The sequence below is a fragment of the Actinomadura sp. BRA 177 genome, assembly GCF_013372625.1.
In the GTDB taxonomy this organism is placed as follows: Bacteria; Actinomycetota; Actinomycetes; order Streptosporangiales; family Streptosporangiaceae; genus Spirillospora.
Genome location: NZ_JABXFD010000182.1, coordinates 1 through 25,016, shown reverse-complemented (window position 1 = coordinate 25,016; position 25,016 = coordinate 1). Strand labels below are relative to the sequence as shown.

Here is a 25,016-nt window from a genome sequence, read left to right as displayed (position 1 = left end):
GTCCGAGGGCGGCCTGGCGGGCCTCGCCAAGCCGGCGCCCGCGCCGCACGCCGCACCGACCTCCTTTGACAAGCCCCGGTTCGACAAGCCCCGGTTCGACAAGCCCGGTCTGGACGAGCCCGGGGCCTCCGAGTGGACGGCCGAGATCCCGCGGGCGGACGAGCCCGCCGCGAACCCGGCCGGGCCGACGCTGACCGACATGCCCGTCTCGGGGCTGTTCGGCAAGACGGCCGGAGAGGCGCCCAGAACGCCGGAGACGGCCGAGGAGCCCGAACCCCTGGAGCGGGAGCCGGAGGCGCGCTCCGCCTGGGACAGGCCCGCTGAGGCCGAATCCGCGTCACCGGACGTGACGGTCGACCTCGGGCCCGCGCCGTACGGCGGTGCGGACGCGGCGGCTCCGAAACCGCGCCACGCCTACGACACGGCCGAGGACGAGCCCGGCGACGACGCCGAGGACACGGCCGACGAGACGGACGTCCTGGCGGCGGAGCCCGAGGCCGACCTTGAACCCGAGCCGTCCGGTGCCGCCGAGGACGACGACGAGCCCGCCGGCGAACCGGCCGGGGACGGGCCGCAGGTGCGCATCCTGAGCGGCACCAAGCGCTACCACCGCGTCGACTGCGCCCTCATCGAGGACATCGGCGACGAGGCCGACGACCTGGAGTCGCTGTCCCGCGCCGAGGCGAAGTCCCGGGGCTGCACGCCCTGCCTGGTCTGCCAGCCCGACCGCGAGCACGCCCGCGACTGACACCGGCGGCGGCCGCGACGCGCGGCCGCCGATACCGGCTCAGCGGTCGCGGTGACGCTCCTCGCGCAGCTCCCGCAGCCGCTCGCGGCGGGCGTCCCGGTGCTCCCGGTGGAGTTCCCGCAGCTCCTCGTGGTGCCTGCGGTGCAGCTCGTGGGCCTCCCGGTGCCGGTCGCGGCGGTCGCCCTTCTCGCCGACCGCGCGGCGCTTCACCGAGACGCCGCCGAACAGCACCATCCCGGTGAGCCGGATGACGGGCGCGTCCGCGTCCACGCCGTCGTCCTCCGGCAGGTCGCTTCCGCCGAAGATCGCGGTGGGGGACCCGGTGACGCGGACGCCCGGCGGGACGGTGATGTCGACCCCGCCGAAGATGCAGGTGACGTTGACGGTCACCTCGCCCCGGCTGAGCACGGCCTGCCGGTAGTCGAGCTCGACGCCGCCGAACACGCAGGCGACGTTGGTGGTGGGCTCGGCGAGCCAGCGGCCCTTGCGCTGCGCCCCCGCGAAGATCGCCACGATGTTCGGCGACTGCGCCGGGGGCGGCGCGAGGGCGGGCTCCTTGCGCAGGTCGACCCGGGACCGCGGCGCCTGCTCGGACGGCAGGTTGCTGAGGACGGGCTCCAGGTCGGCGTACGTCTTGGCCTGGTAGACGGCGTCGATGCGCTCGGCGTGCTCCTCCGCCGTGATGCGCCCCTCCGCGAGGGCTTCGCGCAGGCGGTCGGCCACCTCGTCGCGGTCGGCGTCCGACGCGCGCATGGCCGCCGGGGACGGCGGGGCCGGACGTTCGGGGCCGGCGGGCTGCTCGGGAAGACTCACCGGACCATCATCGCAAACGAGATGTGTCGCGACGAACCCCCGTTACGGAAAAGTTCTCCGCCGCGCCCGGATTCGCCCGGACGCGGCTTCGTCCGGGCGCTGCTTCGTCCGGGCGCGGCGGAGAGCCTCACGCCTTGCGGAGGTAGTAGGTGAGCCCGAGGTCCTCGTCGCGGGTCGCGGGCAGGTCCGCGGGTCGGCCCTCGCTCACCGCGGTCGCGAGGACCTCGCCGGCGACCTCCTCCGTGTGCGTGCGCAGCGCCTCGGCGAGGTCGGTGCCGGTCGCCTCCCACCACAGCTCGATGCGGTCGGTGACCTCCAGCCCGGCGGCCTTGCGGGCCTCCTGGACGAGCCGGACGGCCTCCCGCACCAGGCCGGCGCGGCGCAGCTCGGGCGTGACGGTGAGGTCGAGCGCGACGGTCTCGCCGGCGGCGCTCTCCACCGCCCAGCCGCTGCGCGGCCGCTCGGTGACGATCACGTCGTCCGCCGACAGCGGCACCGTGCCGAGGCCGTCCGCCTCCACCTGCGCGTCGCCCGCGCGCAGCGCCTGCACGAGGGCGGCCGCGTCGGCGGAGGTGATCGCCTTGGCGACCTTCGGGGTGTCCTTCGCGTAGCGCTTGCCCAGCTCCCGGAAGTTCGGCTTGACCTCGTACTCGACCAGGTCGCCGCCGATCGACGACAGCTCCTCGAAGCCGAGGACGTTCAGCTCCTCGGAGATCTGCGCCCGCAGCTGCTCCGGCAGCGCGGACCAGCCGGGGGCGCCGACGAGGGCGCGGCCGAGCGGCTGCCGGGTCCGGACGCCGCTCGCGGCCCGCGCGGAACGTCCCAGCTCGACCAGGCGGCGGACGAGCGCCATCTGGGCGGTCAGGGCCTCGTCCACGAGGTTCTCGTCGACGGCGGGCCAGTCGGTGAGGTGCACCGACTCGGGGCCGTCCTCGGGCCGGATGACGTCCCACACGTGGTCGGTGATGAACGGGACGATCGGCGCCATCAGCCGGGTGAGCGTCTCCAGGCACTCGTACAGCGTCGCGAACGCCGCCGAGCCCTCCGGGGTCTCCGGGCCTTCCCAGAACCGACGCCGGGACCGCCGCACGTACCAGTTGGACAGGTCGTCCACGAACTGCGAGAGGCGCCGGCCGGCGCGCGCGGTGTCGAACTCCTCCAGCGCCGCGTCGACCTCGCGGACGGTGCGGTGCAGCTCGGCGAGCGCCCAGCGGTCCAGGAGCGGGCGGTCGGCCGGGGCGGGCGCCTCGGACAGCCGGTCCGGCGTCCAGGCGCGGCCCTGCGCCTCCGCCGCGTTCGCGTACAGGACGAAGAACGACGCGGTGTTCCAGTACGTGAGGAGGACCTTGCGGACGATCTCCTCCAGGGCGCCGTGCCCGACGCGGCGGGACGCCCAGGGCAGCCCGCTCGCGGCCATGAACCAGCGCACCGCGTCGGCGCCGTGCTCGTCCATCAGCGGGATGGGCCGCAGCACGTTGCCGAGGTGCTTGCTCATCTTGCGGCCGTCCTCGGCGAGGATCAGGCCGAGGCACACGACGTTCTCGTAGGACGACTGGTCGAACACGAGCGTCCCGACGGCCATGAGCGAGTAGAACCAGCCGCGGGTCTGGTCCTGGGCCTCGCAGATGTACTGGGCCGGGTAGGCGTTCTCGAAGACCTCGTTGTTGCGGTAGGGGGCGCCCCACTGGGCGAACGGCATCGAACCCGAGTCGTACCAGGCGTCGATGACGTCGGGGACGCGGCGCGCCTCCGTCCCGCACTGCGAGCACGGGATCGTCACGTCGTCCACATACGGCCGGTGGGGGTCGAGCGCGGACAGGTCCTGCCCGGCCAGCTCACCCAGTTCCTTTAGCGACCCCACACAGGTGACGTGGTCCTCATCCTCGCCGCAGACCCACAGCGGCAGGGGCGTGCCCCAGTAGCGGCTGCGGGACAGCGACCAGTCGACGTTGTTGCGCAGCCACTCCCCGTACCGGCCGTGCTTGACGGTCTCGGGGTACCAGTTGGTCTTCTCGTTCTCCTCCAGCAGACGGTCCTTGATCTGCGTGGTGCGGATGTACCAGGCCGGGAGCGCGTAGTAGAGCAGCGGCGTGTGGCAGCGCCAGCAGTGCGGGTAGCTGTGGTCGAAGTGCCCGCCGCGGAACAGCAGCCCGCGCGCGCGCAGGTCGTCGGTGAGCGGCTCGTCGGCGTCCTTGAAGAACTTGTTGCCGACCAGGGGCACCTCGCGCAGGAAGCGCCCGTCCGGCCCGATCGGGTTGACGATCGGCATCCCGTAGGCCTTGCAGACGGTCATGTCGTCGCCGCCGAACGCGGGCGCCTGGTGGACGAGCCCGGTGCCGTCCTCGACGGTGACGTAGTCGCCCAGGACGACGTAGTGCGCGTCGGGGATGTCGACCAGTTCGAAGGGCCGCTGGTAGGTCGTCCGCTCAAGCTCGGTGCCCTGATACGTGGCCAGCCGCTCGGCGCCCTCCCCGAGGACCTGGTCGAGCAGGGGCTCGGCCACGACGAGCACCTCGTCCGACCCGGCCGGACGGGCCGCGACGTAGGTGACGTCGGGGTGGACGGCGACGGCGGTGTTCGACACCAGCGTCCACGGGGTCGTCGTCCAGATGAGCAGCGCGGCGCCCATCTCGGCGAGCGGGCCGGACGTGACGGGCATCCGCACGTACACCGACGGGCTGGACACCGTCTCGTACCCGCCGGGCTGGCCCAGCTCGTGGTCGGACAGGCCCGTCCCGCAGCGCGGGCAGTACGGGGTGATGCGGAAGTCGCGGAACAGCAGGCCCTTGTCGAACACCTGCTTCAGCGACCACCAGACGGCCTCGACGTACTCGGGGTCCATCGTCCGGTACGCCTGGTCGGTGTTGACCCAGTAGCCCATGCGCTCGGTCATCTCTTCGAACGCGTCCACGTGGCGCAGGACCGACTCGCGGCAGCGGGCGTTGAACTCCGCGACGCCGTACTCCTCGATGTCCTTCTTGCCGGTGAGGCCGAGCTCCTTCTCCACGGCGACCTCGACGGGCAGCCCGTGGCAGTCCCAGCCGGCCTTGCGGGGGACGTGGTGGCCCTTCATGGTCTTGAAGCGCGGGAAGACGTCCTTGAAGACGCGGGCCTCGACGTGGTGGACGCCCGGCATGCCGTTCGCGGTGGGCGGCCCCTCGTAGAACACCCAGGGGTCGCCGGACGCGGTGCGCTCCAGCGACCGCTCGAAGACCTTGTTCTCCTGCCAGCGGCGCAGCATGTCCCGCTCCAGGGCGGGCAGATCGACCTGCGCGGGCAGCGGCCGAAAACCTCGGCTCACGATGGCGGACCTCCGGATCGACGTGAACACGTTGACCGGAGGGACGAGGCGCGCGCCCCGCGGTACCACCCTCCTTGACCGTGCCCGGACGGCACGGCCCGCTTCGTTCGAGTCTCGGCTGCCGGGTCTACCGCGCCCGCGGACCGGGGTCCGGGACGGTTCTTCCGGCGGCTCAGGGGTGATCGGACCGCCGGGCTCGCCCCCGGGCTCGCACCGTCCCCGGGTCGCTCATGGCCGCGTTCGGCGGCAGGTGTCCCCATCAGCGCCTGCCGTGCGACTGCTCGTCTGAACTTTAACGCACCCGGACGCCGTGCTCTTCCCCTTTCCGCCGGGTCCGGCCCCGGCGGGCGCCGCGGCGTTCCTTTGCGATCTCGTGCGCCGGGCGTGGGTTTCCGGGCGATCGGCGACCGGGCATAAGCGGTCGGTACCACGGCCCAGGTTGTTTACCGAGCCCGAGAAAGGGGACCTATGCTGCCCGCACTGCCCGTCGAGGCGATCAGCGCGAGGGAGGCCGACATGGCCGGCGCGACGAAGGGCACCCTGCCCGCCGGAAAGACCCCTGCCAGGACGACCAAGGCGCGTCCCGCCGCGGGCAAGTCCCGGCGCAAGGCCCCCGCCGCGAAGAGCCCGGCCGCGAAGAGTGCGGCGGACAAGCCGGCCGCCGCGGCGGAGCTGCCGGTGCGCGAGGGGGAGGACCGCTGGACGGCCGCGGAGCTCACCGAGGTGCGGGCCGGGCTGCAGGAGCAGATCGAGGGCCTGCGCGCCGAGATCGCCGCGTCCGCGAGCCAGATCGCCGAGGGCGACGGCAGCGACGGGGCCGGCGACGACCAGGCCGACGCGGGCGCCAAGACCTACGAGCGCGAGCACGAGCTCTCCCTGGCCTACAATTCACAGGACCTGCTCGCCCAGATCGAGCGGGCCGTCCAGCGGATGGACGCCGGCACGTACGGAACCTGCGAGTCGTGCGCCAAGCCGATCGGCAAGGCGCGACTTCAGGTCTTCCCGCGTGCGACCCTGTGTGTGACATGCAAACAACGCGAGGAACGTCGCTGAGCGACTCAACGAACCCAGAGCGCGAGGCCGGGGAGTCCACGGGACCTTCCCGGCCGCGCCGCGTCGGCGTGCTGGTCGCCGTGGCCCTGGCCGCGCTGGCCGCCGACGTCGTGTCCAAGATCATCGTGGTGGCGACGCTGCAGGACCGGGAGCCGATCCGGCTGCTCGGCGGGCTGCTGACGCTGCGCGAGACCCGTAACAGCGGCGCCGCGTTCTCCATCGGCACCGGTTACACGATCGTGTTCACCCTGATCGCCTGCGGCGTGGTGGTGGCCATCCTGCGGACCGCCCGCAACCTGCGCAGCGTGCCGTGGGCGGTCTGCCTCGGCCTGCTGCTCGGCGGCGCGGTCGGCAACCTGGCCGACCGGATGCTGCGCGAACCGGCGCCGCTGAAGGGCCATGTCGTCGACTGGATCCAGCTGCCGCACTGGCCGGTGTTCAACCTGGCCGACTCGGCGATCGTGTGCGGCGGCGTCCTCGCCGTGCTGCTGGCGGCGCGCGGCCTGCAGGTCGACGGGACGCGCATCACCGGCAAGGACGACGACCCGCCCGAGCCCGAGCCCGAGGAACCGGAGACGGCGCCGGAGAAGAAGTCCTGATGGGCGAGGTGCGCAGCCTCCACGTGCCGGACGGCCTGGAGGGCGAGCGGATCGACGCCGCGCTGGCCCGGCTGTTCGGGCTGTCGCGCGGCGGCGCCGCCGACATCATCGCCGCCGGGGACGTCCTGCTGGACGGCGCCGAGGTGGCCACCAAGTCGGAGCGGCTGCACGCCGGGGCCTGGCTGGAGGTCACGCTCCCGCCGCCGCCCGCGCCGCCCGCCCCGGTCGCCGAGCCCGTCCCCGGCATGGGCATCCTGTTCGAGGACGACGACATCGTCGTGGTGAACAAGCCGATCGGCGTCGCCGCGCACCCCACCACCGGCTGGACGGGCCCGACCATCCTCGGCGGGCTGCTCGGCGCCGGCCACACGATCGCGACCAGCGGCGCGTCCGAGCGGCAGGGCATCGTGCACCGGCTGGACGCCAACACCACCGGCGCGATGGTCGTGGCGAAGAGCGAGATCGCGTACTCGCGGCTCAAGCGCGCGTTCAAGGAGCGCCGCATCGACAAGCGGTACCGGGCGCTGGTGCAGGGCCACCCCGACCCGTTCCGCGGCACGGTCGACGCCCCCATCGACCGGCACCCGTCCGGCGACGGCCGCTTCGCGGTCGTGGCGGGCGGCAAGCCGTCGGTCACGCACTACGACACGGTGGAGGCGTTCCGGGCGGCGACGCTGCTCGACATCGACCTGGAGACGGGCCGCACCCACCAGATCCGGGTGCACATGTCCGCGCTCCGGCACCCGTGCGTGGGCGACATGGCCTACGGCGCCGACCCGACCCTCGCCGCGCGGCTCGGCCTGAAACGCCAGTGGCTGCACGCCGCCCGGCTGGGGTTCGAGCACCCCACCAGGGGCGACTGGGTGGAGTTCGAGAGCCCGTACCCGGACGACCTGGCCAGCGCCCTGGAGATCGTCGAAGCCGAGTCCTGACGGCTACAGCCCGAGCAGGCGCAGCCCAGCGGTGACACCGGCGGCGATGATCAGCACCACGAGGAACGGCGCCCGCAGCAGCAGCGCGCCGACGGCCGCGCCCAGGCCCGCCAGCCGGGCGGGGTCGAAGTCCAGCGACTTGCCGTCGGCGAGCGCCTGGACGGCGATCAGCGCGGTCAGCAGCGCCACCGGCACCAACTCGGTGAACCGCCGCACCCGCGGATCATCCAGCACCCGCTGCGGCGTAACGAGCCCGCCGAGCTTCAGCGCGTAACAGCCGAGCCCAGTAACGACCACCGCGATCCAAACGCTCACGGCGTCCCCCTCTTCCCGATCAGCGCGGGCAACGCCGCCACGGCCGCCAGCATGACCGGCACCCCCGGCGGCAGCACCGGCGTCGCCGCGACCGCGATGACGAGCGCCGCCAACGCCACCCGCACCGCGTCCCCGCCGCCGGTCAGGCGGGGCCAGAGCAGGGCCAGGAAGGCGGCTGGGCCGAGGACGTCCAGGCCGATGGCGTCGGGGTCGCCGAGGCGGGCCGTGCCGGCGGCGCCCAGGAGCGTTGTCGCGTTCCACGCGAGGTAGAGGCTGATCGCGGTGGTGTAGAAGCCGGCGCGGGCGGCCGCCGGGTCGCGCTGCGCGGTCGCGACGGCGGCGGTCTCGTCGATGACGACGTGCGCGGTGGCGAGCCGGCGCCAGCCGCGCACCCGCAGCGTCCGGGCGAGCCGCATCCCGTAGAGGGCGTTGCGGCCGCCGAGCAGGACCGCGCCGAGCGTCCCGGCGACCAGCCCGCCGCCCCCGCCGATCACGCCGGCCAGCGCGAACTGGGACGCGCCGGTGAACGTCAGCAGGCTCAGCACGCACGCCTGCGTGACGGTGAGGCCGGCGGTGACCGCCGCCGCGCCGAACGCGAGCCCCGACACACCCACGGCGATGCCCACGCTCAGCCCGGCCCGGACGGCCGCGGCCCGCGCTCCCGCGTCCGGCACGTGCTCGTCCGGGGCCGCCTCCACCGTGCTCATCGGCCGGATTCGGCGGCGTCCAGGCCCGCCTCGATGATCGCGTTCACGATGGGGGCGAGCCGTTCGGCGCCGAGGGACGGGGCGCGCTCGGCCATGGCCTCGACGATCTCGCGTTCCCGGCCGGGGTCGCGGCCGGCGAAGCCGCCGACGGGCTTGAGCCGCTGGACGGCGGCGGCCACGGCGGCGCGGTGCTCCAGCAGGACGGCGAGGGCGGCGTCGAGCTCGTCGATCGCCGCCCGGGCCTCGCCGAGCGTGCCGATCGCACCGGCGGACGGCAGCGCGACGCGCAGTTCGACGGGGTCGATCACCTGGTCGTGCATGTCGGGTTCCCTCTCGTGCCGCGGCGGGCCGCGCAGGGGAAGGTTCGGTGCCCGGGGCCGCGCCTGGTGGTGGACGTCCATGGAAAAGGCGAAGCCCATGGGGGCTTCGCCTCGGCCGGCTCCGGGGTCGTCGCTCAGGTCGCGGCGGCGACCGGCTCGCCCGGAGCCGGCTGCGTAAACCTGGAATGGCGACGTTCCACGGTCCCGATGGTAGGCGGTCCCGTCCCGCGCCGCCAAACTCCGGACAGGACGTCCCACGTGCTGAGACGCCGGTCGGGGAGCGCGGGGAGCGCGGGGAGCGCGGGGATCGGGCGCGTCGGGGCGCGTGGGGCGGCCGATGCGGGTTAGGCTCTCAGGACCGCGTCATCCCGGCGTCCCGTCCGGGTTGACGATCTTCCCCCGGGACCGATATCGCCATCACGTGCCGGCCAGGCACGTGGGCGGTCGCATGCGACGAGCAGGAGGCGCAGCAGCACATGGCGGACTCATTCGTTCATCTGCACGTCCATACGGAGTACTCCATGCTCGACGGAGCGGCCCGGCTGAAGCAGATGTTCGAAGAGGTGGACCGGCAGAAGATGCCGGCGATCGCCATGACCGACCACGGCAACATGCACGGCGCGTACGAGTTCCACAAGCACGCGACGGCCGCGGGCATCACCCCGGTGATCGGCATCGAGGCGTACATGGCGCCGGAGTCGCGGTACCACAAGAAGAAGGTCCAGTGGGGTGAGCCGAGCCAGAAGCGCGACGACGTCTCCGGCGGCGGGCTGATCAACCACATGACGCTGTGGGCGCGGAACCGGACCGGCCTGCACAACATGTTCAAGCTGTCGAGCCGCGCGTACACCGAGGGCTTCGTGTTCAAGTACGCGCGCATGGACGAGGAGCTGCTCGCCGAGCACGCCGAGGGCGTGATGGGCACGACCGGCTGCCCGTCCGGCAAGATCCAGACGCGGCTGCGGCTCGGCCAGTTCGACGAGGCGCTGAAGGCCGCCGCGACCTTCCAGGACATTCTCGGCAAGGACAACTACTTCCTTGAGCTGATGGACCACGGGCTCGACATCGAGCGCAACGTCCGGCAGGGCCTGCTCGACATCGGCCGGAAGCTCAACATCCCCCCGGTGGTGACGAACGACTCGCACTACACCCACGAGTCGGAGGCCACCGCGCACGACGCGCTCCTGTGCGTCCAGGTGGGCAAGCAGCTCGCCGACCCGGACCGGTTCCGGTTCAACGGCAGCGGCTACTACATCAAGACCGCGGACGAGATGCGCGGCATCGACGGCTCGGACGCGTGGCTGGAGGGCTGCCGGAACACCCTGATGATCGCCGAGCGGGTCGACCCGGCGGGCATGTTCGAGTACCGCGACCTCAGCCCCCGCTTCCCCGTCCCGGAGGGCGAGACGGAGGAGAGCTGGTTCCGCAAGGAGGTCTGGAAGGGCCTGGAGCGGCGTTTCCCGGACGGCCTCCCGGACGGCTACAAGGAGCAGGCCGAGTACGAGATGGGCGTGATCCTCGGCAAGGGGTACCCGTCCTACTTCCTCGTCGTCGCCGACTTCATCATGTGGGCGAAGGAGAACGGCATCCTGGTCGGGCCGGGGCGCGGATCCGCCGCGGGGTCGCTGATCGCCTACGCGATGGGGATCACCGACCTCGACCCGATCCCGCACGGGCTGATCTTCGAGCGGTTCCTGAACCCCGAGCGCGCGTCCATGCCGGACATCGACATCGACTTCCCGGAAGACCGGCGCGCCGAGGTCATCAAGTACACGACGGAGAAGTGGGGCGCCGACAAGGTCTCCTTCATCGCCACGTTCGGCACGATCAAGGCGAAGGCCGCGATCAAGGACGCGGGCCGCGTCCTCGGCTTCCCGTACGCGCTCGGCGACCGGATCTCCAAGGCGTTCCCGCCCGCGGTGATGGGCAAGGACATCCCGCTGTCGGGCATCTTCGACGACAAGCACCCCCGCCACGGCGAGGCGGGCGAGCTGCGCAAGCTGTACGAGGAAGAGACCGACGTCAAGCAGATCATGGACCTGGCGCAGGGCCTGGAGGGGCTGATCCGGCAGACCGGCGTGCACGCGGCCGGGATCATCATGTCCGGTGAGACGATCACCGACCACGTCCCGATCATGCGCCGGGACGCCGACGGGGCGATCATCACGCAGTTCGACTACCCGACCTGCGAGACGCTCGGCCTGCTGAAGATGGACTTCCTGGGCCTGCGCAACCTGACGATCATCGACGACGCGCTCAAGGGCATCAAGAAGAACAAGGACGTCGACGTCGACCTGCTCGGCCTCTCGCTGGACGACCAGCCGACCTACGACCTGCTCGCGCGCGGCGACACGCTGGGCGTGTTCCAGTTCGACGGCGGCCCGATGCGCGCGCTGCTGCGGCTGATGAAGCCGGACAACTTCGAGGACATCTCCGCCGTCGGCGCCCTGTACCGGCCGGGCCCGATGGGCGCGAACTCGCACACGAACTACGCGCTGCGCAAGAACGGCCAGCAGGAGATCACCCCGATCCACCCGGAGCTGGCGGAGCCGCTCAAGGAGATCCTCGACACGACCTACGGCCTGATCGTCTACCAGGAGCAGGTCATGGCGATCGCGCAGAAGGTGGCGGGCTACACGCTCGGCAAGGCGGACCTGCTCCGCCGCGTGATGGGCAAGAAGAAGAAGGCGGAGCTGGACGCCCAGTACGTCGGCTTCGAGCAGGGCATGGTGGACAACGGCTTCTCCAAGGAGGCCGTGAAGACGCTGTGGGAGATCCTCGTCCCGTTCTCCGACTACGCGTTCAACAAGGCGCACTCCGCCGCGTACGGCCTGGTGTCCTACTGGACGGCGTACCTGAAGGCGAACTACCCGGCCGAGTACATGGCGGGCCTGCTCACGTCCGTCGGGGACGACAAGGACAAGAGCGCCCTGTACCTGTCGGAGTGCCGCCGGATGGGGCTGAAGGTCCTGCCGCCGGACGTCAACACGTCCGAGGCCGACTTCACCCCGCTGGGCGACACCGAGATCCGCTTCGGCCTGTCGGCGGTCCGCAACGTCGGCCACAACGTGGTGGACGGGATCGTCGCGGCCCGCCGGGAGAAGGGCGCCTACACCGACTTCAACGACTTCCTCAACAAGGTCCCGCCGCAGGTGTGCAACAAGCGGGTCGTGGAGTCGCTGATCAAGTCGGGCGCGTTCGACGAGCTGGGCCACGAGCGCAAGGCGCTGCTGATGGTGCACGAGCAGGCCATCGACTCGGTCATCGACCTCAAGCGCAAGGAGGCCGTCGGCCAGGACTCCCTGTTCGGCGCGCTGGAGGACGACGGCGGAGAGGACGCGTTCGCCGTCGCGATCCCCGAGGGCGAGGAGTGGGACAAGACCACCCTGCTCGCGTTCGAGCGGGAGATGCTCGGCCTGTACGTGTCCGACCACCCGCTGCTCGGCGTCGAGCACATCCTGGAGCGCGAGGCCGACTGCACGATCGCGGTGCTGAACGGCGGCGAGCGGCCGGACGGCCAGATCGTGATCGTCGCGGGCCTGCTGTCCGGGCTGCAGCGCAAGGTCACCAAGCAGGGCAACTCGTGGGCGATGTTCCAGCTGGAGGACCTGGGCGGCTCCATCGAGGTGCTGTGCTTCCCCTCGTCCTACCAGCTGTGCTCCACGCTGCTGGCCGAGGACGCGATCCTGATCGTCAAGGGCAAGCTGGACCGCCGCGAGGACGTCGCGAAGATCATCGCGATGGAGGTCACCCAGCCCGACCTCACGATCACCGACGCGACCGGCCCGCTGTCGGTCACGATGCCGCTCGGCCGCTGCACGCCCCCCACGGTCTCCCGCCTCAAGGAGGTCCTGGTCACCCACCCGGGCACGGCGGAGGTGCACCTGCACCTGCAGAACGGCCCGCGCACCACGGTCGTCCGGCTGGACGACCGGCTCCGCGTGGCGCCGTCCCCGGCCCTGATGGGCGACCTGAAGCAGCTCCTCGGCCCGTCCTGCCTCGGCTGATGGCCGTCCGGTGCTGCGCGGAGCCCGCGCCGGCGCGCCTGCTCATCCTGGCGGACTCGGCGGCGACCCGCTACTCGGTGAGCACCTGCGCCGCCTGCGGCGGCGCGGTGATCGAGTACTACAGCTACGACGACTGGGACACCGGCGACCCGGCCGGCTACGAGAAGTACTGGTGGTGGCGGATGGACGCCGGCGACACCGCCGCCTTCCGCGAGGCGGTCACCGCCTGCCCCGCGCCGCTGGACGCGGACTGCCCGTGCCCCGTCCACCGGGCGCTGAAGCAGCGGACGCCCCGCCCGCTGCCGCCGTCCTCCGAGTCCCCTTACGACAAGGCCGAGGTTCCGCGCACCCGCTTCACCGTGGACGAGGACGGCGCGATCCGCTGGACGAGCCCCTGAGCTAGGGGCCGACCGCCGACGGGACGGCGGCGGGGGTCAGTTCGGCTTTCCAGTCGACGAAGCGGCCGAGGCCGTCGAAGGCGGCGTGCGCGGTGCCGCCGCCGGGGAGCGTGACCTCGGTCTGCTCGGCGGTCTGCCGGTAGGCGACGCGGTGGTGGGAGAGGAGTCCGGCGAGCGTCAGGCGGGGCTCGTGCGGGAACAGGCTCGCGGCGTTGGCGAGGAGCCGGGGGAGCGGGACCGGGTCCCACTGGGCGTGCGGCACCTGCGGGTCGTCGACGTGCAGGTAGGCCGAGCCGCCGTCGTAGCCGGCGCCGATGTAGCCGGCGCCGCCGAGGACGCCGCCGGCGGCCATCGCGATCAGCTCGCCGCCGTGCCCGGCCGGGCCCTCGTACCAGGACAGGTCGACCTCGGGGGTGGTGAACTCGGGGATGGCGAGCCGCTCCCCGACCGCCCGGATGACCAGCGTCGGGGTGACCGCCGGGTGCGCGTCGCCGAACTGCGGGTTCGCCCAGCCCCACAGCCAGGTGCGCTCGCGGGCCGCGTAGCTGCCGAGCAGCGACACGCGGACCGTGACGCCGCCGCTGGTGTAGGTGCGGGCGGTCAGGTCGGCGCTCCAGTCCTCGCGCGGCAGGAACTCGGCGAGCGTCTCCTGCTGCTGCAGGACGACGGCCGCGCGCGCGGCGCCGAGGCGTTCGAACGCAGGACTGAATCCGGACATGTCGGGCACATTATCCCAGTAATCGGGGCGGTCGTGGGCGGGAATCGGACACCCTTCGAGAGTCGATCGGCCGAACCGGGCAGGCTAGGCTTTCGCTGTCAGAGCACTCACACCTAGGAGCGTACGAGGTGCGGCGACCCACCGGGAGGCTCTTCGCGACGAGGCTCTGGGTGACGGGGGCCGCGACCGCCGCGATCATGGCGGTGATCGGGCCGCTCGCGGGCCTGCTGTGGGCCAAGATCGCTCCCCCGGTGACATTCGTGATCGTCCAGGGTGAGGCGCTGCTGGCCGACCCGGAAGGACAGGGCCCGATCGGCACCGACGCGCGGTTCGCCCTCATCACCCTCGTCGCCGGGATCCTGTGCGGGGTCGCCGCCTATCTGGCGGGCGGGCGCGGCAACGACGTCGCGCTGCTGCTGGGCCTGGCCGCCGGCGGGTGCGCCGCCGCCGTGCTGGCCTGGAAGACCGGGCACATGATCGGGCTGGGCGGCTTCCAGGACGCGGTCCGCAACGCGCGCGACGGCACCGAGGTCACCGGCGTCGCCGACCTGCGCGCCACGGGCGTCCTGATGTTCTGGCCGGTGTCGGCCGTGGCGGCGTACGGGCTGCTGGAGGTCGCCGTCCGGCGGCTACCCCCGGGCGATCGCGGCGACGGCGGCGCCGGTGAGGCGGACGAGGTCGGCGGGGACGAGTTCGATCTGGAGTCCGCGCCGACCGGCGGAGACGTAGACGGTCCCGAGCGCTGACACCGACGCGTCGACCACGGCGGGCAGCCGCCGCCGCTGCCCGAGCGGGCTGATCCCGCCGACGACGTACCCGGTGGCGCGCTCGGCGTCCCTCGGGTCGGCCATCTGCGCCTTCTTGCCGCCGGCCGCCGCCGCGAGCGCCTTCAGGTCCAGGCTGGACGACACCGGGACGATCCCGACCGTGAGCCGCCCGTCGACCTCCGCGAGGAGCGTCTTGAAGATCTGCCCGTACGGGATGCCGAGCGCGTCGGCGGCGGCCTCGCCGTAGGACTCGGCGCTCGGGTCCGCCTCGTAGGCGTGCAGCGTGTACTCGATCCCGGCGTTCGCCGCCGCGACGGTCGCCGGCGTCCCCTTGCCACCCTTGCCCGCTTTGCCGCCCTTGGCCTTGGCAGTGCTCATGGGGGCAGTCTGCCGTGACCGGTCAGTTCGCGGTGAACGACCCGTCCAGGAACTGCCCGGCGGGGATCATGGGCAGCACGTTCAGGATGCGGTTCTCCCGGGCCAGCAGGTCCCGCTCGGCGGCGAGCCGCAGCGCCGCGTCCTCGCACTCCAGCAGGCGCTGCTTGTCGTGGCCGTCCAGGATCAGCGACGCGGCGACCAGGTAGGACAGCGCGACCGGGTCGTCCGGCGGCGGGTCCTCCTCGGCCGGTCCGGCGCCGGCGGCGCCGAGCCGGTGCCGGTACACCCGGTACAGCCGCCGGACGCGCGCCGCCATCGGGCCGGGGTCGCTCCCCGGCTCCTCGGGCAGGAACTCGACCTCGCCCTGCAGGTAGGGGCGCGACCGGTCGAGCTCCTTCACCCGGAACCGGCGGGTCCCGACCGTGACGATGTCGTAGCGGCCGTCGGGGTGCGGGGTCACCTCGCGCAGTTCGGCGACGCAGCCGATCTCGGCGAGCCGGTGCGCGGCGCCCTCGCCGACCTCGTGGCCGAGTTCGATGCCGACGACGCCGAACCCGCGCGGCTCGGGCCGCTCCAGCAGGTCGCCGACCAGCCGGCGGTAGCGGTCCTCGAACAGGTGCAGGGGCAGCAGCAGCCCCGGGAACAGCACAGTGCCGAGGGGGAACAGGGCGAGCCGCTCGGTCACACTTCTCACTCCCGCGTTCCTGGGCGCCGCCGGGCGGACGCCCTCGCCCGCCAGCGTACGTCGATATTGATGATCTTGGTAAGGGAGGCTTTTTCAGCATGTGAAGGCGTTGTCATCAGCGCGGGCCAATACCCGGTGATTGGCCATGCCTCCGGAACGGACCGGCCGGTAGCGTCGGCGGCATGAGGATGCTCGTCGTCGACGCCTTCGCCGACCGCCCGTTCACCGGCAACCCGGCCGGCGTGTGCCTGCTGCGGGACGCCGCCGACCCGGACTGGATGCAGCGCGTCGCCGCCGAGATGAAGCACTCGGAGACGGCGTTCGTCCGTCCCGTCGTCGACGACGGCGCCGATTTCGAGTTGCGCTGGTTCACGCCCGTTATGGAGGTCGCACTCTGCGGGCACGCCACCCTGGGCTCCGCGCACGCCCTCTACGAGACCGGGACGGTGGCGCCGGACCGTCCGATCCGGTTCCGGACGCTCAAGAGCGGCGTCCTCACCGTCACCCGCGAGGGCGACGGGTCGCTGTCGATGGACTTCCCGGTCTGCCCGGCCGAGCCGATCGACGTCCCCGAGGGGCTGCCGGAAGCGCTCGGCCTCCAGGTGCTCCGCGCCGGGCGCAACGTCCAGAACGACCTGCTGGTGGAGGTCGCGGACGAGACGGCCGTGCGGAAGGCCGCCCCGGACATCCGCGCGCTCGCCGCGATCGACGCGCGCGGCGTGATCGTCACGGCGGCGGCCGACCCCGGGCGGGCGCACGACTTCACGTCCCGGTTCTTCGCGCCGCGCGTCCTGCCCGGCGACGCCGAGGACCCGGTCACCGGCTCCGCGCACACCGCCCTCGCGCCCTACTGGGCCGGACGGTTCGGCCGCGACACGCTGACCGGGTACCAGGCGTCCGTGCGCGGCGGGGCCGTCCGCGTCGTGCTGCGCGGCGACCGGGTGATCCTGTCTGGAACGGCCGTGACCGTCCTGGACGGGGCCTTCAACGCCTGAGACGCGCCGCGTCTCGGGACGTGAGACGGTGCGCGAGGGGCCGGAGGCACTCCGTAGACTGGGACGCGTGATTTCCCGTATCGACCTGCGCGGCTCGCTTCCCGGCGACCTGCGCTCCGTGCTGCCCCGCGCCGAACTCGACGTCGAGGCCGCCCTGGACAAGGTGCGGCCCATCTGCGAGGACGTGCGCCATCGCGGCTCGGCGGCGGTACGGGAGCACACGAAGGCGTTCGACGGGGTCGAGCTGGAGAGCACGCGCGTCCCGGTGAAGGCCGTCCACCAGGCCCTCGCCGACCTCGATCCCGCCGTCCGGGACGCGCTGGAGGAGAGCATCCGCCGCGCCCGCGTCGTGCACCGCGCCCAGCGCCGCACCGACGTCACCACGCAGGTCGTGCCCGGCGGCACCGTCACCGAGCGGTGGATCCCGGTCGAGCGCGTCGGCCTGTACGTGCCGGGCGGGCGAGCGGTGTACCCGTCCAGCGTGGTCATGAACGTGGTGCCGGCGCAGGAGGCGGGCGTCGGGTCGCTCGCGGTGACCTCGCCCGCGCAGAAGGACTTCGGCGGGCTGCCGCACCCGACCATCCTGGCCGCGTGCGCGCTGCTCGGCGTGGACGAGGTCTACGCCGCAGGCGGCGCGCAGGCGATCGCGATGTTCGCCTACGGCACCGGCGAGTGCCCGCGCGCCGACCTGGTCACCGGGCCCGGCAACGTCTACGTCGCCGCCGCGAAGCGGCTGCTCAAGGGCGTGATCGGCATCGACGCCGAGGCCGGGCCGACCGAGATCGCGATCCTCGCCGACGGCACCGCGAACCCGGTGGACGTCGCCGCCGACCTGATCAGCCAGGCCGAGCACGACACGCTCGCCGCCGCCGTCCTCGTCACCGGCTCGGTGCGGCTCGCCGACGAGGTCGAGGCCGAGCTGAAGGCCCAGGTGGCGCGCACCAAGCACACCGAGCGGATCATCGAGGCGCTCGCCGGGCGGCAGTCCGGCATCGTCCTGGTGGACGGCGTCGAGGACGGCCTGAAGGTCGTCGACGCCTACGCCGCCGAGCACCTGGAGATCCAGACCGCCGATGCCGCCGCGGTCGCCGCCCGCGTCCGCAACGCCGGCGCGATCTTCGTGGGGCCGCACGCGCCGGTGTCGCTCGGCGACTACCTCGCCGGATCCAACCACGTCCTGCCGACCGGCGGGTGCGCCTGCCACTCGTCCGGGCTGTCGGTCCAGTCGTTCCTGCGCGGCGTGCACGTCGTCGAGTACGACCGGGACGCCCTTGCCGAGGCCACCGGGCGCGTGGTCGCGCTCGCCGAGGCCGAGGACCTGCCCGCGCACGGCGCCGCACTGAAGGCCCGCTTCGATTGGGAGATTCCTTCGTGACCTCGCTGAACGACCTGCCGCTGCGGGACGACCTGCGCGGCCGCGAACCCTATGGCGCGCCGCAGCTGGACGTCCCGTACGCGCTGAACACCAACGAGAACCCGTACCCGCCGTCCGAGCGGCTGGTGAAGGCCCTCGGCGACGCCGTCATGGACGTCGGCGGGACCCTCAACCGCTACCCCGACCGCGACGCCGCCGCGCTCCGCGAGGACCTCGCCGCGTTCCTCAACACCGACACGCCCACCGCGGGCCTCACGGTCGACCGGGTGTGGGCGGCGAACGGCTCGAACGAGATCATCCAGCAGATCCTGCAGGCGTTCGGCGGGCCCGGCCGCACCGTGCTCGGCTTCGAGCCGTCCTACTCGATGCACCCGATCATCACCGCCGTGTCGGGGACCCGCTGGGTGAACGCCTTCCGCGACGAGGACTTCGGCCTCGAACCCGAGCGTGCCATCGCCGCCGTCGAGGAGCACCGCCCCGACGTGGTGTTCCTCACCTCGCCGAACAACCCGACCGGCACCGCCCTGCCGCTGGACGCGATCAAGGCGGTGCTGGAGGTCGCGCCGGGCATGGTCGTCGTCGACGAGGCGTACGCGGAGTTCCGCCGCGCCGAGACGCCGTCCGCCCTCACGCTGCTGGACGGCAACCCGCGCCTGATCGTCACCCGGACGATGTCGAAGGCGTTCGCGATGGCCGGGACCCGGCTCGGCTATCTGGCCGCCGGCCCCGCCGTGCTCGACGCGCTGCTGCTCGTCCGGCTGCCCTACCACCTGTCGGCCGTCACCCAGGCCGTCGCCCGCACCGCCCTCGCCCACGGCGCGGAGCTGCTCGGCGGCGTCGAGGCCCTGCGCCGGGAGCGCGACGAGATCGTCGCGTGGCTGCGCGCCGAGGGTTTCCGGGTGGCCGACTCCGACGCCAACTTCGTCCTGTTCGGGACGTTCCCGGACCGGCGTAGGGTCTGGGAGAACCTGCTGGAACGCGGCGTGCTGATCCGCGAGGTGGGGCCGCCCGAGTGGCTGCGGGTCAGCGTCGGCACCCCCGAAGAGATGAAGGCGTTCCGCACCGCACTGAAGGAGAGTCTGTGACGCGCAAGGGACGGATCGAACGCGGGACCAAGGAGACCCAGGTCCTCGTCGAGATCGACCTGGACGGGACCGGGCAGGTCGACGTCGCGACCGGCGTGGGGTTCTTCGACCACATGCTGGCCCAGCTCGGCAAGCACGGGTCGTTCGACCTGACCGTCAAGACGTCCGGCGACCTGCACATCGACAGCCACCACACGATCGAGGACACCTCGATCGCGCTCGGCCAGGCGTTCCGGGAGGCGCTCGGCGACAAGGCCGGCATCCGCCGCTTCGCCGACGCGTCCATCCCGCTGGACGAGGCGCTCGCGCAGGTCACCGTGGACGTCTCCGGCCGCCCCTACCTGGTGCACGTCGAGCCGGACGGGATGGCCCCGATGATCGGCCCCGAGTACGACACCACGATGACCCGGCACATCTTCGAGTCGTTCGTGTCGAACGCGCGGGTGGCGCTGCACGTGCACGTCCCGTACGGGCGCAACGCCCACCACATCGTGGAGGCGCAGTTCAAGGCCCTCGCCCGCGCGCTGCGCGACGCGGTGGCGCTCGACCCGAAGGTGCACGGCATCCCGTCCACCAAGGGGGCCCTGTAGCCGTGGAGATCGGCGACGCGCACCTCACCTACGGCAACATCGTGGTCTTCGCGGTGGGGGTGTTCCTGCTGGCGGGCGTCTACAGCTTCATCAAGCAGGGCATCAAGTTCGGGGCGCTGATCCTGCTCGTCCTCGCCGGGCTCGCGTTCGCCGGGGGAGTGATGTGGCTGTGACGAGGATCGTCATCCTGGACTACGGGTCCGGCAACCTGCGCTCGGCCGAGCGCGCCGTGGCCCGGGCCGGCGCCGACGTGACCGTCACCGCCGACTGGGACGCCGCGCTGAACGCCGACGGCCTGGTCGTCCCCGGCGTCGGCGCGTTCGCCGCCTGCATGGCGGGCCTGCGCGCGGTCCGCGGCGACCAGATCATCGGCCGCCGCCTCGCGGGCGGGCGCCCGGTCCTCGGCATCTGCGTCGGCATGCAGATCCTGTTCACCAAGGGCATCGAGCACGGCACCACCACCGAGGGCTGCGGCGAATGGCCGGGCACGGTCGACCGCCTGGACGCGCCGGTCGTCCCGCACATGGGCTGGAACACCGTGGACGTCCCCGAGGGGTCCGTTCTCTTCGACGGCCTGGCGGGCGAGCGGTTCTACTTCGTCCACTCCTACGCCGCCCGCAGCTGGGACCTGGAGCCCGACCCGTCCGGCACGATCGCCCCGCCCCTGGTGACGTGGGCCGAGCACGGCGACCGCTTCGTCGCCGCCGTCGAGAACGGCCCGCTGTGCGCCGCCCAGTTCCACCCGGAGAAGTCCGGCGACGCCGGCGCGCACCTACTGCGCAACTGGCTCTCCACGATCGCCTGAGAACACGCCCGATCACCCCGTCCCATCAGCCTCGATAGGGTTTCCGCATGACTCTGACGCTCCTTCCCGCCGTCGATGTCGCCGATGGCCAGGCGGTCCGCCTGGTCCAGGGCGAGGCCGGCACCGAGACCTCCTACGGCGCCCCGCTCGACGCGGCGCTCGCCTGGCAGAAGGCGGGGGCGGAGTGGATCCATCTGGTCGACCTGGACGCGGCGTTCGGCCGCGGCTCCAACCGGGAGCTGCTCGCCGAGGTGACCGGGCGGCTGGACGTGAAGGTGGAGCTGTCCGGCGGCATCCGCGACGACGCGTCGCTGGAGGCGGCCCTGTCCACCGGCTGCGCCCGCGTCAACATCGGCACGGCGGCGCTGGAGAACCCGGAGTGGTGCCGGAAGATCATCGCCTCGCACGGCGACAAGATCGCGGTGGGGCTGGACGTGCGGGGCACGACGCTCGCCGCGCGCGGCTGGACGCGGGAGGGCGGCGACCTGTGGGAGGTGCTCGCCCGGCTGGAGGACGACGGCTGCCCCCGCTACGTGGTCACCGACGTCACCAAGGACGGGACGCTGCGCGGCCCCAACACCGAGCTGCTCCGCGAGGTCTGCTCCCGCACCGACAAGCCCGTCATCGCGTCCGGCGGCGTCTCGTCGCTCGATGACCTGCGGGCCCTGGCCGGTCTCGTCTCCGACGGGGTCGAGGGTGCGATCGTCGGCAAGGCGCTCTACGCGCAGGCGTTCACGCTGGAGGAAGCCCTGGAGGCCGTGAAGTGACCGTGGCCGTGCGGGTGATCCCGTGCCTGGACGTCGATGCCGGGCGCGTGGTCAAGGGCGTCAACTTCCAGAACCTGCGGGACGCCGGCGACCCGGTGGAGCTGGCGCGCCGCTACGACGCCGAGGGCGCCGACGAGCTGACGTTCCTGGACATCACCGCGTCCAGCGCCGACCGGTCCACGACCTACGACGTGGTGCGCCGCACCGCCGAGCAGGTGTTCATCCCGCTGACCGTCGGCGGCGGCGTCCGGACGGTTGAGGACGTCGACCGGCTGCTGCGCGCCGGGGCCGACAAGGTGTCGATCAACACGGCGGCGATCGCGCGGCCGGAGTTCCTGCGGGAGGCCGCGCACCGGTTCGGGTCGCAGTGCATCGTCCTTTCGGTGGACGCGCGACGGGCCGAGGGCACCGAGTCGGGCTTCGAGGTGACCACGCACGGCGGCCGCAAGGGGACGGGCATCGACGCGATCGAGTGGGCCCGCCGCGGCGAGGAGCTGGGCGTCGGGGAGATCCTGCTGAACTCGATGGACGCCGACGGCACCAAGGCCGGGTTCGACCTGGAGATGCTCCGCCGCGTCCGGGAGACGGTGACGGTACCGGTGATCGCCAGCGGCGGCGCCGGGGCGGTGGAGCACTTCGCACCCGCCGTGGAAGCGGGCGCCGACGCCGTCCTCGCCGCCAGCGTCTTCCATTTCGGGGAGCTGAAGATCTCCGAGGTCAAGACCGCCCTGCGTGCGGCGGGCAACCCCGTCCGCTGAATCCGCTGTAGAGGAACCCCCCGGTATGACCATCGCGTTGGCGACGTGTTCGCTGCTGCCCGACGGAAGTGACGACGTCCGGGATCTGGTCGGCGCGCTCGGCTCCCTGGGCGCCGAGGCCGAGCCCGTCGTCTGGGACGGCGACGTCGACTGGTCCCGCTACGACCTGGTCGTCGTCCGCTCCACCTGGGACTACACGTCCCGGCGGGACGAGTTCGTGGCGTGGGCGGAGAGCCTGCCGCGCGTTCTCAACCCGGCGGAGGTCATCCGCTGGAACACCGACAAGCGCTACCTCCGCGACCTCGCCGGCGCGGGCGTGCCCGTCGTCCCGACGCTCTGGGACCCGGACGACATCCCGTCCGAATGGCCCGAGTACGTCATCAAGCCGGCGGTCTCGATCGGCTCCGGCGACACGGCCCGCTGGGGCCCCGGCGAGGAGGAGCGGGCTCGCGCCCACCTGCGCTCGCTGCGCGACGCCGGACGGACGGCGATGGTCCAGCCCTACCTGTCCGCGGTCGACTCCGTGGGGGAGACGGCCCTGGTCTTCTGCGACGGCGAGTACAGCCACGCCGGCCGCAAGGCGCAGATCCTCACCGCCGGCGCGGGCATCGAAGGCCCCGTCCGGAACGACAGGACGCGCGGCCAGGTCAGCGCCTCCACCGCGACCGAGGCCGAACTGGACGTCGCGAACCGCGCCCTCGCCGCCGTCCCGGGTGGCGAGAACCTCCTCTACGCCCGCGTCGACCTCATCCCGGGCCCGGACGGATCCCCGCTGATCATCGAGCTGGAACTGACCGAACCCAACCTCTACCTCCACCACGCCCCCGGCAGCGCCGAAAGCTTCGCCAAGGCGATCGCCGCCCGGCTCTAGACCGGGTCCTCCTCGGGCGCCGGGACGGCCGCCTCGGGGGAGCGTTCCGCGATCGGGAGGATGATGGCGGACGGGTGGTCCGGGTCGTGGAAGACCTCCTGGTGGGCCTTGACCATGCGCGTCTCGGTGGTGGCCAGGGGTTCGCCGGTGCCCGGGTTCACGGCGACCTTGGGATGGGCGCCGCTGGTGACGTGGACGCGGATCCGGTGGCCGCGCGCGAAGCGGTGGCCGGTGGGCCACAGGTCGACGGCGATGCGGCGGACGCCGTCCGTCCCGACGGGCTTCTCGGCGACCGCGGGCAGCCGCAGGCCGCCCTCGCAGACGTTGCGGGACGTCCCGTCCGGCGCGACGTCGCAGAGCCGGACGATGAAGTCGGTGCACGCGCGGTCGGAGCGGACGAACAGGTCCGCGCCGACCGGGCCGATCACGTCCAGGTCGGCGGTGAGGGCGGGGGAGGTGAACGCCAGGACGTCGGGGCGCCGCTCCAGCGGGCGGTTGTCCACCGGTCGGGAGCTGCCGAGCAGGGTGGGCCGCCGAGCGCGGGCGTCGGGTGGGCCGGGTCGAAGGTGTAGGTGCTCGGCGGGTGCTCCTGCGGGCCGTCCTCCCCTAGGCCGCGCTGGCTCGACGGCCCGGCGTGCAGGTGCCAGCGCGCCTGCCGGGTGCCCGGCGGCGGCCAGTCGCGGTAGTGCCGCCACTCGCCGGCGCCGGTGACGTAGACCCGGACGGGGTCGCGGCGCAGCCCGGACGGGTCGCCCTGCAGGTGGGCGCGGAACCAGGCGAGCGACTCGCGGATGCCCGGCAGGCCGTGCCGGGCGTCGGTGTGCCACCACGGGCCGATCGTCAGGTACGGGACGTGCCCGGCGGCGCGCAGCGCGAGGTAGTCCCTGATCTCCCACGGCAGGAACACGTCGTACCAGCCGCCGAGGAGGTTCACCGGTGCGGCGACCTGCCCGACGGTGCCGCTGAAGTCGCGGCGGTCCCAGTAGCCGTTGGGGACGGCATGGCCGGTGCAGGCGTGGTTGGCGAGCAGGTCCTGGTAGAAGCGCATCGGCTCGCCGCCCGCGAGGACGTCCAGCTCGGCGAGCGGGCGGCCGGAGCGCGCGGCGCGCAGGGCGCGGCGCCGGGCGGTCAGCGGCGCGGTGATCATGCCGAGCGGGCGCTGCTGCCGGTGCGTCAGGTCCGTCCAGGTCAGCGCGGACTCCAGCGCGAACGACCCGCCCACGTAGGCGGCGTCGCGGAACGAGGACGCGGTGATCTGCAGCGACATCGCCTTCAGCTCGGGGCCCGCCTCGGCCGCGATCGCCCACGCCGAGTAGCCGAGGTAGCTGGGGCCGAAGGTCGCGAACGTGCCGTGGAACCAGGGCTGCCGCTTCATCCACGCGACGGTGGCGAGCCCGTCGTCGCGTTCGCTGCCGAGCGGGTCGAACTCGCCGCCGGAACCGGACGTCCCGCGCGCGCTCTGCACGACCAGCTGGAACCCGAAGGGGACGAACAGGAGACCGTTGGCCAGGGCGGCGGGACCGCGCCGGCCGTAGGGCGTCCGCACGAGGATCGTGGGCGGGCGCTCGACGCCGGCGGGGACGTACCGGTCGGCGAGCAGGGTCACGCCGTCCGGCATGGTCGCCGGCAGGTCGCGCTCGACGGTGTAGCGGGACAGTCCCCGGGGGTTCGGCAGCCTGATCGGTGGAGCGGGCAGTCGGTCCCAGAGCGCCATGCCGCCTCCGTACGCGGTTTACTACTGCCTAGTAGCATATCCGCCGGCGGCGAGGGCAATCGTCACGTCCCGGTGAGGAACGCCCACGGGTCGGGCGCCGCGGCCGCCGCTGCGCCCAGTTCGTCCGCCCATGCGGTCTCATTTCCGTACTCGTCCCGCCAGGACCAGAGCCGCAGCGTGACCGTGCGGAGGACGTGCTCCTCCGTGACGCCGAGCGCGCCGTGGACCTGGTGCGCGATCGCCGCGACCGTCCCCGCCGCGCGCGACGCCGTCCGGGCCCCGGGCGACCCGGCCGCGGTGGCCGCCGCCACGGCG

At 72.8% G+C, this 25,016-nt stretch carries 25 protein-coding genes and 2 pseudogenes; 16 read left to right on the top strand and 11 right to left on the bottom strand.

Annotation, left to right across the window (positions count from 1 at the left end; translation table 11 throughout):
* Positions 1–748 (top strand): annotated as a pseudogene (locus HUX53_RS06250) (hypothetical protein); the annotation flags it as partial.
* A gap of 39 nt (positions 749–787) precedes the next feature.
* Here the strand turns inward: HUX53_RS06250 and HUX53_RS06245 are convergent.
* Both HUX53_RS06245 and ileS read right to left on the bottom strand, forming a co-directional pair.
* Positions 788–1,561, bottom strand: coding sequence for a DUF1707 domain-containing protein (locus tag HUX53_RS06245; RefSeq protein WP_309237077.1), 774 nt, complete (start codon positions 1,559–1,561; stop codon positions 788–790).
* Positions 1,562–1,688: 127 nt separating this feature from the next.
* Positions 1,689–4,862 (bottom strand): isoleucine--tRNA ligase, encoded by a 3,174-nt coding sequence (gene ileS, locus HUX53_RS06240; RefSeq protein ID WP_176402208.1) that lies wholly within the window; start codon positions 4,860–4,862, stop codon positions 1,689–1,691.
* Positions 4,863–5,534: 672 nt separating this feature from the next.
* On the opposite strand from ileS, the gene HUX53_RS06235 reads away from it, so the two are divergent.
* Genes HUX53_RS06235 through HUX53_RS06225 form a run of 3 tightly spaced genes read left to right on the top strand, consistent with a single transcriptional unit; the run spans position 5,535 to position 7,446 of the window.
* The gene (locus HUX53_RS06235; protein ID WP_255204983.1) at positions 5,535–5,915 is read left to right on the top strand and encodes a TraR/DksA C4-type zinc finger protein; all 381 of its coding nucleotides are present in this window, start codon (positions 5,535–5,537) and stop codon (positions 5,913–5,915) included.
* On the top strand, positions 5,888–6,514 hold the full coding sequence (locus HUX53_RS06230) for a signal peptidase II (protein ID WP_176402206.1): 627 nt from the start codon (positions 5,888–5,890) through the stop codon (positions 6,512–6,514). The genes HUX53_RS06235 and HUX53_RS06230 overlap by 28 nt, the downstream gene beginning before the upstream one ends.
* Entirely contained in the window at positions 6,514–7,446 is a 933-nt protein-coding gene (locus tag HUX53_RS06225) for an RluA family pseudouridine synthase (RefSeq protein WP_176402205.1), read from the top strand. Before HUX53_RS06230 ends, HUX53_RS06225 begins: the two co-directional genes overlap by 1 nt.
* A 3-nt stretch (positions 7,447–7,449) precedes the next feature.
* Here the strand turns inward: HUX53_RS06225 and HUX53_RS06220 are convergent, their stop codons facing one another.
* The 3 genes from HUX53_RS06220 to HUX53_RS06210 are packed head-to-tail and all read right to left on the bottom strand — an operon-like array spanning position 7,450 to position 8,887.
* Complete coding sequence (locus tag HUX53_RS06220; RefSeq protein WP_176402204.1) at positions 7,450–7,761, bottom strand: AzlD domain-containing protein; 312 nt, start codon at positions 7,759–7,761, stop codon at positions 7,450–7,452.
* Positions 7,758–8,468 carry an AzlC family ABC transporter permease gene (locus HUX53_RS06215; protein WP_176402203.1) on the bottom strand — a complete coding sequence of 237 codons (711 nt, stop codon included), beginning with the start codon at positions 8,466–8,468 and terminating at the stop codon, positions 7,758–7,760. The genes HUX53_RS06220 and HUX53_RS06215 overlap by 4 nt, the downstream gene beginning before the upstream one ends.
* Positions 8,465–8,887 carry a chorismate mutase gene (locus tag HUX53_RS06210; RefSeq protein ID WP_309237076.1) on the bottom strand — a complete coding sequence of 141 codons (423 nt, stop codon included), beginning with the start codon at positions 8,885–8,887 and terminating at the stop codon, positions 8,465–8,467. Before HUX53_RS06210 ends, HUX53_RS06215 begins: the two co-directional genes overlap by 4 nt.
* Before the next feature lie 377 nt (positions 8,888–9,264).
* On the opposite strand from HUX53_RS06210, the gene dnaE reads away from it, so the two are divergent.
* Complete coding sequence (dnaE, locus tag HUX53_RS06205; RefSeq protein WP_176402202.1) at positions 9,265–12,795, top strand: DNA polymerase III subunit alpha; 3,531 nt, start codon at positions 9,265–9,267, stop codon at positions 12,793–12,795.
* Positions 12,795–13,193 (top strand): hypothetical protein, encoded by a 399-nt coding sequence (locus HUX53_RS06200; RefSeq protein ID WP_176402201.1) that lies wholly within the window; start codon positions 12,795–12,797, stop codon positions 13,191–13,193. Before dnaE ends, HUX53_RS06200 begins: the two co-directional genes overlap by 1 nt.
* Position 13,194: 1 nt before the next feature.
* Here HUX53_RS06200 and HUX53_RS06195 read toward each other — a convergent pair whose 3' ends face one another.
* Complete coding sequence (locus HUX53_RS06195; RefSeq protein ID WP_176402200.1) at positions 13,195–13,911, bottom strand: DUF6882 domain-containing protein; 717 nt, start codon at positions 13,909–13,911, stop codon at positions 13,195–13,197.
* Positions 13,912–14,039: 128 nt separating this feature from the next.
* Between HUX53_RS06195 and HUX53_RS06190 the strand changes: the two genes are divergently transcribed.
* Complete coding sequence (locus tag HUX53_RS06190) at positions 14,040–14,657, top strand: hypothetical protein (RefSeq protein WP_309237075.1); 618 nt, start codon at positions 14,040–14,042, stop codon at positions 14,655–14,657.
* Here HUX53_RS06190 and ybaK read toward each other — a convergent pair.
* Both ybaK and HUX53_RS06180 read right to left on the bottom strand, forming a co-directional pair.
* Positions 14,541–15,056, bottom strand: coding sequence for a Cys-tRNA(Pro) deacylase (ybaK, locus tag HUX53_RS06185; protein WP_176402199.1), 516 nt, complete (start codon positions 15,054–15,056; stop codon positions 14,541–14,543). The genes HUX53_RS06190 and ybaK overlap by 117 nt on opposite strands.
* Before the next feature lie 22 nt (positions 15,057–15,078).
* Positions 15,079–15,741: an LON peptidase substrate-binding domain-containing protein gene (locus HUX53_RS06180; RefSeq protein WP_176402209.1), complete on the bottom strand. Its 663-nt coding sequence runs from the start codon at positions 15,739–15,741 to the stop codon at positions 15,079–15,081.
* Between the two features lie 182 nt (positions 15,742–15,923).
* Between HUX53_RS06180 and HUX53_RS06175 the strand changes: the two genes are divergently transcribed.
* The 9 genes from HUX53_RS06175 to HUX53_RS06135 all read left to right on the top strand — a co-directional run bounded on the left by HUX53_RS06175 (position 15,924) and on the right by HUX53_RS06135 (position 22,987).
* The gene (locus tag HUX53_RS06175; RefSeq protein WP_176402198.1) at positions 15,924–16,736 is read left to right on the top strand and encodes a PhzF family phenazine biosynthesis protein; all 813 of its coding nucleotides are present in this window, start codon (positions 15,924–15,926) and stop codon (positions 16,734–16,736) included.
* Between the two features lie 67 nt (positions 16,737–16,803).
* Positions 16,804–18,111, top strand: coding sequence for a histidinol dehydrogenase (hisD, locus tag HUX53_RS06170; RefSeq protein WP_176402197.1), 1,308 nt, complete (start codon positions 16,804–16,806; stop codon positions 18,109–18,111).
* Positions 18,108–19,196, top strand: coding sequence for a histidinol-phosphate transaminase (locus HUX53_RS06165; protein ID WP_176402196.1), 1,089 nt, complete (start codon positions 18,108–18,110; stop codon positions 19,194–19,196). The genes hisD and HUX53_RS06165 overlap by 4 nt, the downstream gene beginning before the upstream one ends.
* Entirely contained in the window at positions 19,193–19,786 is a 594-nt protein-coding gene (hisB, locus tag HUX53_RS06160; RefSeq protein WP_176402195.1) for an imidazoleglycerol-phosphate dehydratase HisB, read from the top strand. Before HUX53_RS06165 ends, hisB begins: the two co-directional genes overlap by 4 nt.
* A gap of 2 nt (positions 19,787–19,788) precedes the next feature.
* Positions 19,789–19,959 carry a hypothetical protein gene (locus HUX53_RS06155; protein WP_176402194.1) on the top strand — a complete coding sequence of 57 codons (171 nt, stop codon included), beginning with the start codon at positions 19,789–19,791 and terminating at the stop codon, positions 19,957–19,959.
* Positions 19,956–20,591, top strand: coding sequence for an imidazole glycerol phosphate synthase subunit HisH (hisH, locus tag HUX53_RS06150; protein ID WP_309237074.1), 636 nt, complete (start codon positions 19,956–19,958; stop codon positions 20,589–20,591). Before HUX53_RS06155 ends, hisH begins: the two co-directional genes overlap by 4 nt.
* Before the next feature lie 47 nt (positions 20,592–20,638).
* Complete coding sequence (gene priA / locus HUX53_RS06145; protein ID WP_176402192.1) at positions 20,639–21,358, top strand: bifunctional 1-(5-phosphoribosyl)-5-((5-phosphoribosylamino)methylideneamino)imidazole-4-carboxamide isomerase/phosphoribosylanthranilate isomerase PriA; 720 nt, start codon at positions 20,639–20,641, stop codon at positions 21,356–21,358.
* Positions 21,355–22,116 carry an imidazole glycerol phosphate synthase subunit HisF gene (gene hisF, locus HUX53_RS06140; protein ID WP_176402191.1) on the top strand — a complete coding sequence of 254 codons (762 nt, stop codon included), beginning with the start codon at positions 21,355–21,357 and terminating at the stop codon, positions 22,114–22,116. Before priA ends, hisF begins: the two co-directional genes overlap by 4 nt.
* A 25-nt stretch (positions 22,117–22,141) precedes the next feature.
* Positions 22,142–22,987 carry a RimK family alpha-L-glutamate ligase gene (locus HUX53_RS06135; protein ID WP_176402190.1) on the top strand — a complete coding sequence of 282 codons (846 nt, stop codon included), beginning with the start codon at positions 22,142–22,144 and terminating at the stop codon, positions 22,985–22,987.
* Here HUX53_RS06135 and HUX53_RS40765 read toward each other — a convergent pair.
* The 3 genes and pseudogenes from HUX53_RS40765 to HUX53_RS06125 all read right to left on the bottom strand — a co-directional run.
* Positions 22,984–23,490: a CocE/NonD family hydrolase gene (locus HUX53_RS40765; RefSeq protein WP_309237073.1), complete on the bottom strand. Its 507-nt coding sequence runs from the start codon at positions 23,488–23,490 to the stop codon at positions 22,984–22,986. The two genes, HUX53_RS06135 and HUX53_RS40765, sit on opposite strands and share 4 nt — an antisense overlap.
* Entirely contained in the window at positions 23,412–24,701 is a 1,290-nt protein-coding gene (locus HUX53_RS06130) for a CocE/NonD family hydrolase (protein ID WP_255204978.1), read from the bottom strand. The genes HUX53_RS40765 and HUX53_RS06130 overlap by 79 nt, the downstream gene beginning before the upstream one ends.
* A 62-nt stretch (positions 24,702–24,763) precedes the next feature.
* Positions 24,764–25,016: pseudogene (locus tag HUX53_RS06125) on the bottom strand (hypothetical protein); the annotation flags it as partial.